Source organism: Roseobacter sp. OBYS 0001 (assembly GCF_019654895.1).
GTDB classification, from domain to species: Bacteria; Pseudomonadota; Alphaproteobacteria; order Rhodobacterales; family Rhodobacteraceae; genus Roseobacter; species Roseobacter litoralis.
Genome location: NZ_BPES01000001.1, coordinates 865,354 through 880,880 on the forward strand (window position 1 = coordinate 865,354; position 15,527 = coordinate 880,880).

Here is a 15,527-nt window from a genome sequence, read left to right on the forward strand (position 1 = left end):
CCCCCTACCCCAGCGCGTAGCCGGCACCGCGCACGGTGCGCAACGGATCTGATCCGCCAAATTGCGTCAGTGCTTTGCGCAAGCGTCCGATGTGTACATCTACGGTACGCGTGTCGACATAGATGTCACGGCCCCACACACGGTCCAGCAGCTGTTCTCGTGAAAACACGCGCCCCGGTTTTTCCATGAAAGTGGACAACAGGCGAAATTCGGTGGGACCAAGTTTCAATTCGCTTTTGCCCCGGCTCACGCGGTGGCTTGAGGCATCCAGAACGATATCCTCAAACTCAAGCCGTTCGCCTGTGGCCGCCGGACGCACGCGCCGCAACTGGCTGCGCACGCGGGCCATCAGTTCAACGACAGAATAGGGCTTGATCACATAGTCGTCCGCGCCGGTTTCAAGGCCGCGCACCCGGTCCACTTCTTCTGAGCGCGCCGACAGCATAATGATCGGGATCGCGCGGGTTTCAGGCTTTGATTTCAACCGCCTGCAAACCTCGATGCCCGACAGGTTTGGCATCATCCAATCCAGTACAATTAAATCAGGCGCTGTTTCATCCACCAGCATCATTGCCTCTTCACCGTTGTCCGCACGGCTGACCGCAAAACCCTCGGCCTCAAGGTTATAGGTCAGAACTTCGCGTTGTGCAGATTCGTCTTCGACGACCAGAACAAGTGGTTGATCGGCTGACATCATCGCTGTCCTTTGGCAACCACTGACGTTTCATCGGCCTTCGGGCGCGGGTCTTCGGGGTGTTCGCCGGTCACCAGATAGACAACCTGTTCTGCGATCGACGTCACATGATCGCCCATGCGCTCAATATTCTTGGCTATGAAATGAAGATGCATGCAGGCGGTAATATTGCGGGGATCTTCCATCATGAAGGTCAGGAATTCACGAAACAGCGCGTTGTACATCTGATCGACTTCTTTGTCGCGCGCGATCACATCCATCGCAAGTTCTGCGTCCCGCTGCACATAGGCGTCCAGCGCATCCTTGAGCATATGTTCGACCTCGCGCGCCATCCGGCGCAATGCGGCACTGCTGTCATCCACCGGCGCCATCTGGGCCAGAACGCCGGTCCGTTTTGCCATGTTCTTGGCGTAATCCCCGATCCGTTCAAGGTTCGCACTGATCTTTATCACGCTCAGGATCAGCCGCAGGTCCCGCGCAGTGGGCGCGCGCAAGGCAATCACACGGGCAGCTTCTTCATTGATCATCTCTTCAAGATTATCGATGGATTTATCGGCTTTTCGGACCTCTTCGGCCAGTTCCTCATCGCGCGTGTCCAGTGATTGCGCGCCGTTGCGAATGGCTGCTTCGACCAGCCCGCCCATCTTCATGATCTGCGCCTGAATCGCTTCAAGGTCACGGTCAAAGGCGGACGCGATATGTTGTTCGTCAATCATCATTCTATCCAATACGCCCGGTGATATAGCTTTCAGTGCGTGGGTCTTCTGGGTTCGTGAATATCGTCCCGGTCTCGCCATATTCCACCAGATTACCAAGGTGGAAAAAGGCCGTCTTTTGGCTGACCCGGGCTGCTTGCTGCATAGAGTGTGTCACAATCACAACCGAATAATTCTGTCGCAGATCGTCGATCAGTTCTTCGACCTGTGCCGTTGCAATGGGATCCAGCGCTGAACAGGGCTCATCCATCAACAGGACTTCGGGCTGTGTCGCGATGGCGCGGGCAATGCACAGGCGCTGCTGCTGCCCGCCCGACAAGCCGGTGCCCGGCGCGTCGAGCCGGTCCTTGACCTCACCCCAGATCGCAGCGCGGCGCAGGGAGTGTTCAACCAGATCGTCCAATTCCGCTTTGTTCTGCGCCAGCCCATGGATACGCGGCCCATAGGCCACATTGTCATAGATGGATTTGGGAAAGGGGTTTGGTTTTTGGAACACCATACCGACCTTTGCCCGCAACTGGACCGGGTCAACACGTTTATCATAGATGTCTTCGCCGTCGATCGAGATGTCACCTTCGACGCGGCATATATCAATCGTATCGTTCATACGGTTCAGACAACGTAGAAACGTCGATTTTCCGCAGCCAGACGGGCCGATAAACGCGGTGACGGTCTTGTCCTGAATTTCCACATTGACGTCTTTGATCGCATGGTTGTCGCCATAAAAGACCTGCACGTCTTTTGCCGAAATCTTGATGGCTTTCGCATCCACGTCTCTCTCCAGTATTCTCATATCGTTCATAACAGTATTCCTTTACCAGCGCCGTTCAAAACGGCGACGCAGGATGACAGCGAGGGTGTTCATCGTCACGAGGAACCCAAGCAGGATAATAATGCCACCCCATGCGCGCTCATAAAATGCCGGATCAGAGCGTTTGGCCCACTCGTAGATCTGCGCGGGCATGGCGGAGTTCGGGTCCATCAATCCTGCGGCGATGCTGTCTGGCGGATTTGACGCAATAAAGCCGACCATACCGATCAACAACAGGGGCGCTGTCTCTCCCAAAGCTTGCGCCAGCCCGATGATGGTCCCTGTCAGGATACCGGGCGCGGCAAGCGGCAGGACGTGGTGGAATACGGATTGCATCTTGGAGGCCCCTACCCCGAGGGCCGCATCACGGATGGACGGCGGCACAGCTTTCAGAGAGGCGCGGGTTGAGATGATGATGGTGGGCAGCGTCATCAGCGTCAGCACCAGCCCGCCAACCAAGGGCGCGGAGTTTGGCAAATGCATGTAGTTGATAAAGACAGCCAAGCCCAAGATACCAAAGACAATCGAGGGCACAGCCGCAAGGTTTGAGATATTCACTTCGATCACATCCGTGATCCAGTTTTTCGGCGCGAATTCCTCAAGGTAGATCGAGGCGGCAACGCCAATCGGCAGCGCAAGCACCAGAACTGTCGGCACCGGTGATAAATGACAGGTTGAACCGTTTCTCAACCGTGCCTTCCTCAATCAGCAGGTCCACAAGATCCAGTTGTGCGGGGCTGATATTTTTGTCGTTTTCGATACTGTCCCGGCTGACCCGCCCCTTGATGTATCCGTCCACGCGGCCGGAGGCGAGAAATTCGAACTCTACCCGCTCCCCGACAACCGAAGGGCCCGCCAACACGAAATTCCGCAGCTGCGCCTGCGCGCCACCAGAAAGAATTCCTGCCATTTCTTTGGGGCTGAGGTCGGTTTCAAAGCCTTTTTCCGCGATATGCTCTTCAAATGCCGTCCGCAATAAAGGGGCATATCCAAAGGTTGAGACTTTGCGCATCTCGTCCGGGTTGCGGTTGCCGGCCTTATCCAGCTTGTCTGCCGGCAGGCTCACCTCCAGTGTGACAAAGGTTTGCTGAAACGCGCCGGTGCCACGAGACACGATATTGAAAACCAGCGTTATCAGCATCAGCAGGCCGATCGAAATCGCAATCATCCCGTAGGCCTTGAACCGCGTCTCAGCCGCATTGCGCTTTTTTGTCCGCGCATCCTGCGTCAGCAGCGATCCTTTGCGTGGTGGCGTAGAGGGATTAGATGGTATTGCAGTGGTTGTCGCGTCGCTCATTCGTACTGCTCCCGATATCTGCGCACGATATAGAGCGCGATCACGTTCAGCCCGAGGGTCAAAACGAAAAGTGTGAGGCCAAGGGCGAAGGCGACAAGCGTCTCTGCACTGGCGAAATCCGTGTCGCCAGTCAGTTGGCTGACAATCCGTGTGGTGATGGTCGTCATGGCATCCAGCGGGTTGAGCGAAAACTTGGCAATGGCCCCTGCCCCCAGCACAACGATCATCGTCTCACCAATCGCGCGGGACGCCGCCAATAGAACCGCACCGACAATGCCGGGCAATGCGGCGGGCAGAACGACCTGACGGATTGTCTCCGACTTGGTCGACCCCAACCCCAAGGAACCATCCCGCATCGCCTGCGGCACCGCGTTGATGATGTCATCGGACAAGGAAGATACAAACGGGATCAACATGATCCCCATGACCAAACCAGCGGTCAAGACAGCGGTCGCACCGCTCATCCACTCGACCCCGAGCAGACCCGCTTCGCCACGTCCAAAGATGCTCACCAGAAACGGCCCGACCGTCAGCAGCGCGAAAAGACCGTATACGATGGTTGGAATACCGGCGAGAATTTCAAGCAGTGGCTTCGCAAAAGAACGCACCCCTGAACTTGCATATTCCGAGAGATAAATCGCTGCAAACAGGCCGATCGGCACAGCAACCAGCAAGGCGACAATCGAGATATACAACGTCCCCCACAGCAGCGGCAAAATGGATAAATCGCTGTTGCCCCGGAAATTCGGCGCCCATGTGTCCCCGAAAAAGAAGTCCGTCCAGGAATGCATGCGAAAGAAGTTCATGCTCTCAAACAGCATCGACAAGACAATACCCACAGTCGTCAAAATGGCCAGCGAAGCCGCGACCATAAGCATGCCGAGGGCAAAACGTTCGACAACGTTACGCGCCCGGAAATCTGCTTTGCTGACAAATATGCTGGCGGCTGCGCCCACCAGTGCTGCCGTCAGAACAATGACTGCCATCCATGCAGTACCTGAAGCCGACTTGGTGCGGTATTGCTGTGCTGCGACCAAGACCTCCGGATCAACATCGGAGCCCAGAGCGACGCCGACACCACCCAGAATACTGCGGATGTCGGAGGTATCAGTGCTGATCTGATTTGCGTCCTCTTTTGACAGAGCGCCTGAAGCGACCGCAATATCAAGGCCTTCCGCGACACGGCGCACGTCGCTCATCACAAGGCTGCGGTTTGATCCTTCGTTGACGATACTATCAGGCAGTAAATTATAGACCGTATTTTCGATCATAATGGGCTGCGCCAACAGCCATATGACCAGCATGCCCAAGGCCGGAACGGCTGCAAACATCGCAGCGTTGTATCCGTAGTAGTTCGGTAAGGAATGCAAAAGCCGGATATCACCACCAGCGGCAGATTTCGCGCGCGCCTTCGCCATCATGAAGGACCCGATTGTAAGTGCCATAATGGCAAGAACAACGTATCCTGTGATCCCCAAATTCATGCACCCAACCTCTTTGCAGGCTTAACCGGTTCTTGCTGAAGGCCGCGGTGATCGCCGCCTTCAGCCACTTTGAAAAAAGGCAGGTCAGGAATTGCCGCCAAGCACTTTTTCGTCCGCTACAGCCGCTTGTGTCTCGGACAGGGCGGGGTCAGAAACCAGACCATATTCAGCCAAAGGCCCATCCGGACCCGCGATTTCATCCGAGACAAAGAACTCGGCAAAGTCTTTGAGACCCGGGATCACGCCGATATGGGCTTTCTTTATGTAAAAGAAAAGCGGGCGCGACACGGGGTAATCGCCTGTTGAAATGGTCTCGGTTGTTGGCTGAACGCCGCCCATTGTGGCCACCTTCAGCTTGTCTGTATTGTTCTCGTAGAATGCCAGACCGAACACACCGATACCATTGGTGTTGCTGTCAATCCGCGCCAGCGTCTCTGTGTAATCCCCGTCGATATCCACGGATTTTCCATCTGTGCGCACGGCCATGCAGGCGCTTTCTGCTGCATCTTCGTCCATACCCATGTCCATCATGGCTTGCATGGCACCTGTGTCTTCACAGCCTTGCAACAGCACTTTTTCCTCAAAGACTTCGCGGGTGCCGTGTTTGGTGCCGGGAATGAATGCCGCAATATCGACCGCAGGAAGGGCCGCGTTTACCGAATCCCAGGTGGCGTTCGGGTTGGCAATCATTTTGCCATCAACAGGCAATTCTGCGGCAAGTGCGGTATACCAGTCAGACGGCTGGAATTCGGTGAATGCGGGGCCTGTCTGCTGGCTGGCAAAGACGATGCCGTCATAGCCAATCCGCACTTCGATAATGTCAGTTACGCCATTTTCGGCGCAGGCTGCGATTTCACGCTCCCGGATTTGACGCGATGCATTGGCGATATCGACGGTATTCTCGCCCACGCCTTCGCAAAAGCGCTTGAGACCTGCAGAGGATCCACCGGATTCAACAACCGGCGTCGGGAATTCAAAGTTCTCACCGAAGGCTTCGGCCACGATGGCGGCATAGGGTAATACGGTGGATGACCCGGCGACCTGAACCTGATCACGCGCCGCGGCGGTTGTTGCGGTAACAACGGCGATCGCCACTGCGGAGGTAGAGAGTTTTACAAACGACATGATAGCTCCTGTCATGAAACGAATCTGTGGCCGTCCATTTCAGCGACCATCTGTCGGATAGCTACGGTTTGGACGCTATCCTTTTGTGACAGTTGTGTAACGGTTTCATGACAAGGGAAAAGATTAATCTACTGCGTTGAATTTAAGTGTGAAAACGCTGCACAGCCCATCTTTTGCACTGCCTGCCTGCAGCCCGAGGACCTTTGCCAGATTCGTTTTCAGACGGTGTTAAGGTCAAGCGGCAGGACAACGGTAAACGTCGCCCCCTGCCCCAATTCACTTTCTATGCGCAGACGCCCACGATGGCGGTTGATAATGTGTTTCACGATTGCCAGACCCAACCCTGTACCGCCCAAAGCCCGGCTGCGGTGGCTGTCTGCACGATAGAACCTCTCGGTCAGCCGTGGCAAATGCACCGGATCAATTCCGGGTCCAAAATCCGTGACGCTGATATAGACACCCGGTGCGCGCAACGACAAATCACGCGCGACTTCGGTCAGTTTGATGATAACCCGCCCTCCGGAAGCGCCATATTTAATAGCGTTTTCCACCAGGTTTGTAACCACTTGCATGAGTTGATCCGCATCACCGATCAGGCCCACAGGGTGATCAGGAAGATCACAGTCGAGCACAACAGAGGTATCCTTGGCCAGCGGCGCAAGTGTGCGCGCGACGGAACTGACGACATCGCTGAGGTTCACGCTTTTTCGCGGGCGCACCCTTTGATCCCCCTCAACCCGGCTCAGAGACAGCAGGTCACCGACCAGCCGGTTCATGCGCCCTGCTTCCCCCTGCATGATGTCCAGAAACCTGTCCCGTGCGGCTGCATCCTCACGTGCGGGCCCCCGCAGCGTTTCGATGAACCCCATAAGAGCAGTAAGCGGCGTGCGTAATTCATGGCTGACATTGGCGACAAAATCCCGGCGCATCTGGCCTGCCTGTTCCAGATGGCTCACATCCTGAAAGGCCAGCACCACAACGCGCAGGTTCGGCAGCACCCGCGCCGTGACGCGATAGGTGGTGTCTTCGATGCCGTCGTTGGACAGATATTGAGAAACGCGCGGCTGGCTGTCTTGCAGCACTGCAGCAATCGTTTCGATCAACTGCGGCTGGCGTAAAATCGTAACATAGTGGCGCCCGGCCAGACCTTGTCCGACAAGTGCTGTTGCTTCCTTGTTCGCGGCCACAATCCGTTCGCTGCCATCAATGGCCAAGACCGGCATCGGCAGCGCTGCGAGCACTTCATCAATTGCCTCTGCCATGTCTTTGCCTCGGTCCTCTCTACGGGCTAACCGCCGCGTGCACAGCTTCGGTAAAGATGGCGCATAAGGTATCCGGTTCTTCAAGTCCTACGGAAACCCGGAAAAACCCTTCCGATATGCCAAGTGCCGCGCGTTGTTCGGGGCTCAGTGCCCGGTGCGACGAGGATGCAGGATGCGACAGCGTCGTGCCCACATCCCCCAGTGTCGGCGCAAACGAAAGTCCTTCGGCCGCGCGGGTAAAGGCATTGGCCGCCTGTCGGGTGCCATTGAGTTCAAAACTCACCATATTGCAGTTTCTGCCTTCCAGCAGCGCTTTGGCGCGCTGGTGATCAGGGTGATCGGCGCGTCCGGGATAGAGCACCCGTTTAACACCCGGCAGTGCGGCAAGATGATCCGCGAGTATGGCCGCCGTGCGCTGCGCCCGTTCAAACCGCAACTCAAAAGTCAACAGACCACGCTCCGCCAGCCAGCAATCAAACGGACTGGCCGAGAGACCCATGGTCACGGAAAAGACGCGCAAACGATCATTCAGTGCGTGATCTTTGGCCGCAACATAGCCCAGCATCACATCGGAATGACCTGCCAGCAGCTTGGTGACCGAATGGATGACCACATCAGCGCCTGCATCCAGCGCCTTGAAGGCCATCGGGGTGGTAAATGTGTTATCCACCACCAGCAGCACACCGGTTTCGCGCGCCAGATCAACAAGGCCCACGATATCTGCCAGCCGCAGTGTTGGGTTTGAGACGACCTCGACCAGGATCATCCGGGTCGTGGGCCGCAGGGCCGCACGCACTGCCTCAATATTACCCACATCGACCAACGTTGTTGCAATGCCAAGCCGGGGCAGGTCTTCGCTCATCATGCGCAGCGAGCGACCATAAAGCTGATTGCCGCCGACCACATGGTCCCCGGTCTGTGTCAGCCCCAGCAGAACCGCCGACACCGCGCCCATGCCGGACCCGGTCATCACGCCCGGAAACGGCGCGTTTTCCATCCGGTCGAGCCGTTTGGCCACTACGTCCGCATTCGGGTGCCCTTCGCGCGAATAGGTATAGCCCTGCAACCCGCCTTCGTACTGCTGATCCAGCATGTCGGGTGTATCAGAGGCATAGACAACAGAGGGGCTGAGCGGCGTAACAACCGGTCTGGAGGCCGAATGCGGCAGAGCATCGGGCCGTACCACAGATCCTTTTTCATTTTTCATATCAGCTCTCTACAGCACGAAGCTTATGTTTGAAGTGGCGCATGTTTTTCTGATAGTGCAGCGCTGAATTCCTCAGCCCTGCGATGGCCGCCTCGTCCAGTTCACGCACAACTTTACCCGGCACACCCATCACCAGAGAATTATCCGGTATCACCTTGTTTTCAGTGATCAAAGCCCCTGCCCCGATCAGACAATTCTTGCCGATCCGGGCGCCGTTCAGCACCGTCGCGCCCATACCGATCAAGGAGTTGTCGCCAATAGTACATCCATGCAGCATCACCTTATGCCCGATCGTGCAACCCGCCCCAATGCGCAGCGGATACCCGGCATCAATGTGAAAGACGCAGTTTTCCTGCACATTTGACCCGGCGCCAACGCGGATTTCCTCATGGTCCGCGCGGATGGTAGCCCCGAACCACACGGAGGCCCCCGCTTCCAGCACGACCTGACCAATCAGGTTTGCATCCGGGGCAACCCATGTGTCCTCATGCAGTTGAGGTACACTCTCACCTAAAGCGTATAACGTCATGATAACCTTTCGAATTCGGATTGCAGGTGGCGCACATGTTCGGTCAGTCCCGGCTGTTGGCTGCGCCGCAGGCGTGTGGCCGTAACGATGGTTTTCAGATGCGCCTCGGTGGTATCCAGATCGTCATTCACCAGCACATAATCATAGCTGCCCCAATGGCTGATCTCATCCCAACTCTTGTCCATGCGGCGCGCGATCGTTGCGGCATCATCCTGTGCGCGCTTTTCCAGACGGTTGCGCAACTCGCGGATCGAGGGCGGCAATAGGAAAATGGACAGCGTATGCGCGCTCAGGGCCGAATTGGTGATTTGTTGGGCACCCTGCCAGTCAATATCGAACAACACATCACGGCCCGCGTTGATGGCATCCTGTACAGGGCCGCTTGGCGATCCGTAAAAGTTGCCGAAAACATGCGCATGTTCGAGCATGCCGCCCTTGGTAACCTGCGATTTGAACGCGGTTTCGTCCACAAAGCGATACTCACGCCCATCTACTTCGCCCGGACGCGCAGCCCGTGTCGTCGCGGACACCGAAAATTCAATATCCGCGTCCCAGTCCCGCAATCGTTGTGCCAGCGTCGATTTTCCGGCGCCAGAGGGCGAACTGAGGATGATCAAAAGTCCACGGCGCATGGGCGTCATCTGTTACTCCACATTTTGTACTTGTTCCCGCATCTGATCAATCACCGCCTTCAGCGCAAGCCCACAGCGTGTCAGCTCGGTGTTTTGCGCCTTGGCACAAAGCGTATTTGCCTCGCGGTTGAATTCCTGCATCAGGAAATCCAGTTTGCGTCCGACGGGACCACCCTGCCCGATCAGGTCTTGCGCGGCGGAAATATGCGCGGCAAGGCGGTCAATCTCTTCGGTCACGTCGGATTTGACCGCAATCAGCGCCAATTCCTGCGCCAGGCGGTCATCATCCACATTGTCGGTATTGTCGAGCAAACGGCGCAGGTTACGGCGCAGGATATCGCCAGCCTCGGCACTGCGCGTTCTTGAGTGCTCTTTGGCCTGTTCGGTCAACGCCGCCACTTCATCCAACTGAGACAGCAGCACCTTTTCCAGCGCGGCCCCTTCGGCGCGCCGCATTTCATTGAATGCGCCGATCAGCGTCTTTGCCTCCTCCAGCAGATGGGTCATCAGCGGTGCAGGATCATCGTCCACCGCACCCGCCTCCAGAACACCGCGCATCGTCACGATATCAGAGGCTTTTGACGGCGTCAGGGCAACACCCATTGCGGCGGCTTCCGCCTCGACCGCATCAATGGCCTTGAGGACGCTATGCAACTGTTCTTGGTTAATCCGAAGGGACGTTATGTTTTCATCCCGCACCAGCCTCAGAGAGAGCGTAATATTACCACGGGCCGTTTGCGCGCCGAGCATTTTACGCAACCCAACCTCAAGCCCGTCAATCCAATCCGGCACGCGCAGACGCAGATCCTGCCCTTTGCCATTTACGGACCGCAACTCCCAACTCCATGCATGTGGGGCAAGGTTGCCGGTTGCCGAAGCAAAACCGGTCATGGATCGGAGCATCCGCAAATCCTTTCGCAAAGCCGTTATCGCCTTGCTTTATGGCAGTTTAACCGATCAGAGCAACCCCGGACGCGCACAGGCGCACCCCAATACCACGCAGGCTGGGATTAACCATTCCATAAAATAGCGGCCCATTTTGTGAAAATTGTTGATATTAAGGTTTCAGTAATCAATTCTCGTCAGGAAGCAGTTTTCCTGTTTTTAACAAGTAACACCCGAACGGCTGCCGGTACCATTGGAACTGGTCAGAAACAGAAGGCACAAGTAATGGACAATGGCGGTAAAAACACGCACAATGTGGTTAATATGACACAGCACGTTTCAGAAACAGGTTTTACCCCATTGTCCCAGGTCGAGGCCTATTGGGAAGCGCTGCGTGGCACACGGTTGATGCCGAACCGGTCGGAAATCGACCCACGCGGAATAGAGCAGGCGCTGGAGTATGCGTTCATCGTGGAACGGATCGCACCCGGAATTGCCCGGCTTCGGATCGCTGGAAGTCACCTGAGCGATCTGATGGGCATGGAGGTCCGCGGGATGCCCTTGACGGCATTCATTACGCCCGCGTCACGGCGCCAACTGAGCGACACTCTCGAAGAAGTATTCGAGACACCCGCCACATGTACAATGATGCTACACTCCGAAAAGGGGCCGGGCATGCAGCCGCTGGACGCGCGGTTGATCCTGATGCCGCTCAAGAGTGACCTTGGCGACGTCAGCCGTATTCTCGGCGCGCTGGTCGCTGTCGGTGACATGGGCCGCAGCCCACGGCGTTTTGATGTGACGGCTTCGTCGCTTCGCCCCATCGTGTCGGAACAGTCGATGCCGTTGCGTGCCAAGCGGGAGCCAAAGAAACCGTTGCCAGCGCCAAAGCCCACCGTTGAAGTGCCTGGATTTGCCGAAGCCAAAGCCGAATTTCGCACCGAGACCCCGCGCCGCGAAGCGCCCTACCTCAGACTTGTGAAAACAGACGACAAGTAAGGTTTGCGTTCATCGGGAGGAGATCGCCGGTACGAACAGATGGCGGCGGTCTTCAGGCTGATGTCGACCAAAAAAGTCCAACGTACATGCCCGCTGATCTGAAATCAGCGGGCATTTTTTTTCCTGCGATGCATTAGCTCACGGCTGCGTTCTGGTGTTGCGTGCGCCGGGCAGAAAGCTCTTCGGCGACCAGAAAGGCGAGCTCCAGAGACTGGCTGGCATTCAAGCGCGGATCACACGCCGTATGATAGCGCGACGACAGATCTTCGTCGCTGACCGCGCGGACACCACCGGTGCATTCCGTGACATCCTGACCCGTCATCTCAAAGTGAACACCACCGGGCACCGTGCCCTCGGACGCGTGAACGGCAAAGAATTCGCGCACCTCGCGCAAAACCGATTCAAACGGCCGGGTCTTGTACCCGGTCGAGGATTTGATGGTATTGCCATGCATCGCGTCACATACCCAAGTCACATTCGCCCCTTCTTCGCGCACCGTTTTGATCAGGCGCGGCAGATGCTCCGCCACCGATCCGGCGCCAAAACGCGCGATCAGGGTCAGGCGACCCTCTTCGTTTTCGGGGTTCAGCTTGGCCATCAGCTGCTTGAGGTCATTCGAGGTCATGCTTGGCCCCGCCTTGAGGCCAATTGGGTTTTGGACACCGCTGGCAAATTCCACATGCGCCCCGTCTGGCTGGCGTGTGCGATCACCGATCCAGATCATATGACCCGAGCCCGCAAGCCATTTGCCCGTGGTGCTGTCAACGCGGGTCAGCGCTTCTTCGTATTCAAGCAGCAGGGATTCATGACTGGTGTAGAACTCAACCGATTGCAGTGTGTGCGCCGTATCCGCATTGATCCCCGCAGCTGTCATGAAATCCAGCGTGTCGGAAATGCGGTTCGCAACCTCGCGGTAAGCTTCGGCCTTTTCACCTTCGGTAAAGCCCTGCGTCCAGGCATGCACCTGATGGACATCGGCATAACCACCCGTGGAAAAAGCCCGCAGCAGGTTTAATGTCGCTGCCGCCTGCGTATAGGCGCGCAGCATGTTCTGCGGGTCTGGAATACGTGCGTCCGAGGTGAAATCCAGCTTGTTGATGATATCACCACGATAGCTGGGCAGTTCCACCCCATCGATCGTTTCAGTCGCAGCCGAACGCGGTTTGGCAAATTGACCGGCCATCCGACCTACTTTGATCACCGGGACTTTTGCACCATGGGTCAACACAATCGCCATCTGCAGCATCACTTTGAACGTATCGCGGATCGCATCCGAGCTGAATTGATCAAAGCTCTCCGCACAGTCACCGCCCTGCAACAGGAACGCTTCTCCCCGGCCAGCCGCACCAAGGTGCTTTTTCAGGCGGCGTGCTTCACCGGCAAATACCAGCAGCGGATAACGCGACAGTTGTGCTTCAACCTCGTTCAGGGCAGCCTGATCAGGATAGTCCGGCATCTGGATGCGCGGCTTTGCGCGCCAGCTCGATTTTGTCCATTCGCTCATGTTTTTCGTCTCCGCTCCTGGCCCGCGCACTGCGAGCGCTCACATATCGACATTCTCTATACAAAAGCGCAGCGCGAGTGACCATATCACAAATTCATCCTCTTGACGTCGCTTTCAGGCCGTGAGCAGAGTTGCGAATAAAGCTCGGTGTCCGCATGCGGTCGCCTACCGGGTGGCATGACGACCAGCATGAGGCAGGAATGTCCGATATCTCACGATCATCCCGCAGTGATACAAACACGTCAAAGCCGAAACGGTTTGTGTTTCTTCTGCTCGATCACTTTACCTTGCTGTGTTTTTCTGCCGCTGTAGAGAGCCTGCGTATTGCCAACCGTATGGCAAATGAGACGCTGTATGAGTGGCGCATTATCGGAGAAGGCGGCGACATTGTGCATTGCTCCGCGGGCAGCGGTTTCAAGCTGGATGGCGACCTCGAAGATCTGCAGCGCGACGATATTCTCTTGGTCTGTGGCGGCATTGATGTGCAGGCAGCGACAACAAAGCGGGTGCTGGGCTGGCTGCGACGCGAATCTCGCAAAGGGGTCATGCTGGGGGGGCTGTGTACCGCTGCCTATACATTGGCAAAGGCAGGTTTGCTGGATGGTAAAAAGGCGACGATCCACTGGGAGAACCAAGACAGTTTTGCCGAGGATTTCGAGGATGTGACGCTGACGAAATCCGTCTTTGTGGTCGATGGCAACAGGATAACGACAGCGGGGGGAACATCCTCGATTGATTTGATGCTCAAACTCATCGCCGAACAACAGGGTGAGGATCTTGCCAATCTGGTGGCGGATCAATTGATCTATACGTCGATCCGCACGGATCAGGACACACAGCGCCTGTCGGTTCCAACCCGTATAGGTGTCAGGCATCCCAAGTTGAGCCTTGTGATCCAGATGATGGAAAGCAACATCGAAGAACCGATCAGCCCCTCAACCCTTGCGCGCGACGTCGGCATGAGCACGCGCCAGCTTGAGCGGCTTTTTCGGCGATACCTGAACCGCAGCCCCAAGCGGTATTATATGGAATTGCGGTTGCAAAAAGCGCGTAACCTCTTGATGCAAACCGATATGAGCGTGATCAACGTGGCGCTGGCCTGCGGGTTTGCTTCGCCTTCGCATTTTTCGAAATGCTACCGGGCGCATTATGACACCACTCCTTACCGCGAGCGCGGGAGTCATGCGTCACGGTTGTCGTTTTAACAGCCGCGTGAAACCGGTGCGGATGCATCACATCAATATATCTGCGCAACATATTGATTTTAATTACTGATCCTATAAATGGCTCCATTCCCAACAGAGATAAACCAGATGCTGCCATCCGCAGCTTCGGCAATATCACGCACGCGGGCGGTTGCATCATTCCGGATCTGCTGAACTTCACGCGTTTTCTCACCGGATATGGCGAGCCGCGCGATGTAGTCGTCTTTCAGCGAGCCGACAAACATGTCACCGCGCCATTCAGGAAACATATCGCCCTGATAGACCAACAAGCCCGAAGGTGCGATAGACGGGTCCCAGTAAGACGCCGGCTGCTCCATGCCAGCGCGCGCCGTGCCCTCGCCGATTTTCCCCCCGGTATAGTGGCGGCCATATGAAATGACGGGCCAGCCGTAATTCGCGCCCTTGCGCACCAGGTTGATTTCGTCGCCACCGCGCGCGCCATGCTCTGCCGTCCAAAGTCTGCCCTGCGCATCCAGCCCGGCTCCCTGCGGATTGCGGTGCCCGAACGACCAGATTTCAGGCTGCACACCGGGGGTATCCAAGAATGGGTTATCCGATGGAACGCTGCCATCCCAGTTGATCCGGATCACACTGCCTGCGTGGCTGTTTCGATCCTGCGCAGATGGCCTGTCGCCACGATCCCCAATGGTCAGGTACACGGTTCCGTCCGTACCTTCGACAATGCGCGATCCAAAATGCCTGCCCCCGGAAGACCCCGGCGCCATCACAAAGATATCGCGTAAATCCAGCAGTGAGCCACCATCCTGCGACAGGGTTGCCACCGCCAGCGCCGTGCCCGCGCCGCCCCGCTGGCGTTTACTGTAGCTCAGAAACACGGACCGGCTGGTTGCAAAGTCGCGCGCCACAGTCACGTCCATCAACCCACCCTGCCCGCGATCAACGACCCGCGGCGCGCCTTGAACCTCGCGCAGCACGCCCGCGTTCCACAAAAGCACGCGCCCGTCCTTTTCGGTAATCAGCAACTGCCCATCCGGCAGATGATCTATCGCCCAAGGTTCATCCAATCCGGTCACGACCGGGGTAAACACGATATCGGCCCGCGCCATCAGAGCGGACGCTGAGATAGCGAGCATGAACAGCCACGATAGAGTCAGTATTGTGCGCATGAAATCCTTCCTGTGCCGGGTCTTTGGGA

General features: G+C 56.8%; 14 protein-coding genes and 1 pseudogene. 2 read left to right on the forward strand and 13 right to left on the reverse strand.

The features are described 5' to 3' along the window. Window positions 1-4: 4 nt before the first annotated feature. The 11 genes and pseudogenes from phoB to K5Q35_RS04235 form a co-directional block, all read right to left on the reverse strand. Complete coding sequence (gene phoB / locus K5Q35_RS04185) at window positions 5-694, reverse strand: phosphate regulon transcriptional regulator PhoB (RefSeq protein ID WP_220798548.1); 690 nt, start codon at window positions 692-694, stop codon at window positions 5-7. After that, complete coding sequence (phoU, locus tag K5Q35_RS04190; protein ID WP_374758575.1) at window positions 694-1,410, reverse strand: phosphate signaling complex protein PhoU; 717 nt, start codon at window positions 1,408-1,410, stop codon at window positions 694-696. Before phoU ends, phoB begins: the two co-directional genes overlap by 1 nt. 4 nt (window positions 1,411-1,414) lie before the next feature. After that, window positions 1,415-2,212 carry a phosphate ABC transporter ATP-binding protein PstB gene (gene pstB / locus K5Q35_RS04195; RefSeq protein WP_013961830.1) on the reverse strand — a complete coding sequence of 266 codons (798 nt, stop codon included), beginning with the start codon at window positions 2,210-2,212 and terminating at the stop codon, window positions 1,415-1,417. A gap of 12 nt (window positions 2,213-2,224) precedes the next feature. Continuing rightward, window positions 2,225-3,518: pseudogene (gene pstA, locus K5Q35_RS04200) on the reverse strand (phosphate ABC transporter permease PstA). After that, complete coding sequence (pstC, locus tag K5Q35_RS04205) at window positions 3,515-5,002, reverse strand: phosphate ABC transporter permease subunit PstC (RefSeq protein ID WP_220798549.1); 1,488 nt, start codon at window positions 5,000-5,002, stop codon at window positions 3,515-3,517. The pseudogene pstA and the gene pstC overlap by 4 nt, the downstream one beginning before the upstream one ends. Before the next feature lie 84 nt (window positions 5,003-5,086). Further along, window positions 5,087-6,127 (reverse strand): substrate-binding domain-containing protein, encoded by a 1,041-nt coding sequence (locus K5Q35_RS04210; protein ID WP_013961833.1) that lies wholly within the window; start codon window positions 6,125-6,127, stop codon window positions 5,087-5,089. A 218-nt stretch (window positions 6,128-6,345) separates the two neighbouring features. Beyond that, window positions 6,346-7,389, reverse strand: coding sequence for a cell wall metabolism sensor histidine kinase WalK (locus tag K5Q35_RS04215; RefSeq protein ID WP_013961834.1), 1,044 nt, complete (start codon window positions 7,387-7,389; stop codon window positions 6,346-6,348). Between the two features lie 19 nt (window positions 7,390-7,408). Further along, window positions 7,409-8,596 carry a PLP-dependent aspartate aminotransferase family protein gene (locus K5Q35_RS04220; RefSeq protein ID WP_220798550.1) on the reverse strand — a complete coding sequence of 396 codons (1,188 nt, stop codon included), beginning with the start codon at window positions 8,594-8,596 and terminating at the stop codon, window positions 7,409-7,411. Window position 8,597: 1 nt separating this feature from the next. Continuing rightward, entirely contained in the window at window positions 8,598-9,125 is a 528-nt protein-coding gene (locus K5Q35_RS04225; RefSeq protein ID WP_220798551.1) for a gamma carbonic anhydrase family protein, read from the reverse strand. Continuing rightward, window positions 9,122-9,757, reverse strand: coding sequence for a guanylate kinase (gene gmk / locus K5Q35_RS04230; RefSeq protein ID WP_374758584.1), 636 nt, complete (start codon window positions 9,755-9,757; stop codon window positions 9,122-9,124). The genes K5Q35_RS04225 and gmk overlap by 4 nt, the downstream gene beginning before the upstream one ends. A 12-nt stretch (window positions 9,758-9,769) precedes the next feature. Continuing rightward, window positions 9,770-10,660 carry a YicC/YloC family endoribonuclease gene (locus K5Q35_RS04235; protein ID WP_220798553.1) on the reverse strand — a complete coding sequence of 297 codons (891 nt, stop codon included), beginning with the start codon at window positions 10,658-10,660 and terminating at the stop codon, window positions 9,770-9,772. Between the two features lie 267 nt (window positions 10,661-10,927). Here K5Q35_RS04235 and K5Q35_RS04240 point away from each other — a divergent pair, with 267 nt between their 5' ends. After that, window positions 10,928-11,641: a PAS domain-containing protein gene (locus K5Q35_RS04240; RefSeq protein ID WP_220798554.1), complete on the forward strand. Its 714-nt coding sequence runs from the start codon at window positions 10,928-10,930 to the stop codon at window positions 11,639-11,641. A 133-nt stretch (window positions 11,642-11,774) separates the two neighbouring features. Here K5Q35_RS04240 and K5Q35_RS04245 read toward each other — a convergent pair whose 3' ends face one another. After that, entirely contained in the window at window positions 11,775-13,145 is a 1,371-nt protein-coding gene (locus tag K5Q35_RS04245) for a class II 3-deoxy-7-phosphoheptulonate synthase (protein ID WP_013961840.1), read from the reverse strand. A gap of 200 nt (window positions 13,146-13,345) precedes the next feature. On the opposite strand from K5Q35_RS04245, the gene K5Q35_RS04250 reads away from it, so the two are divergent. Beyond that, window positions 13,346-14,350 (forward strand): GlxA family transcriptional regulator, encoded by a 1,005-nt coding sequence (locus K5Q35_RS04250; protein ID WP_013961841.1) that lies wholly within the window; start codon window positions 13,346-13,348, stop codon window positions 14,348-14,350. Between the two features lie 59 nt (window positions 14,351-14,409). Here K5Q35_RS04250 and K5Q35_RS04255 read toward each other — a convergent pair whose 3' ends face one another. After that, window positions 14,410-15,498 carry a PQQ-dependent sugar dehydrogenase gene (locus K5Q35_RS04255; protein WP_220798555.1) on the reverse strand — a complete coding sequence of 363 codons (1,089 nt, stop codon included), beginning with the start codon at window positions 15,496-15,498 and terminating at the stop codon, window positions 14,410-14,412. Window positions 15,499-15,527 lie beyond the last annotated feature (29 nt).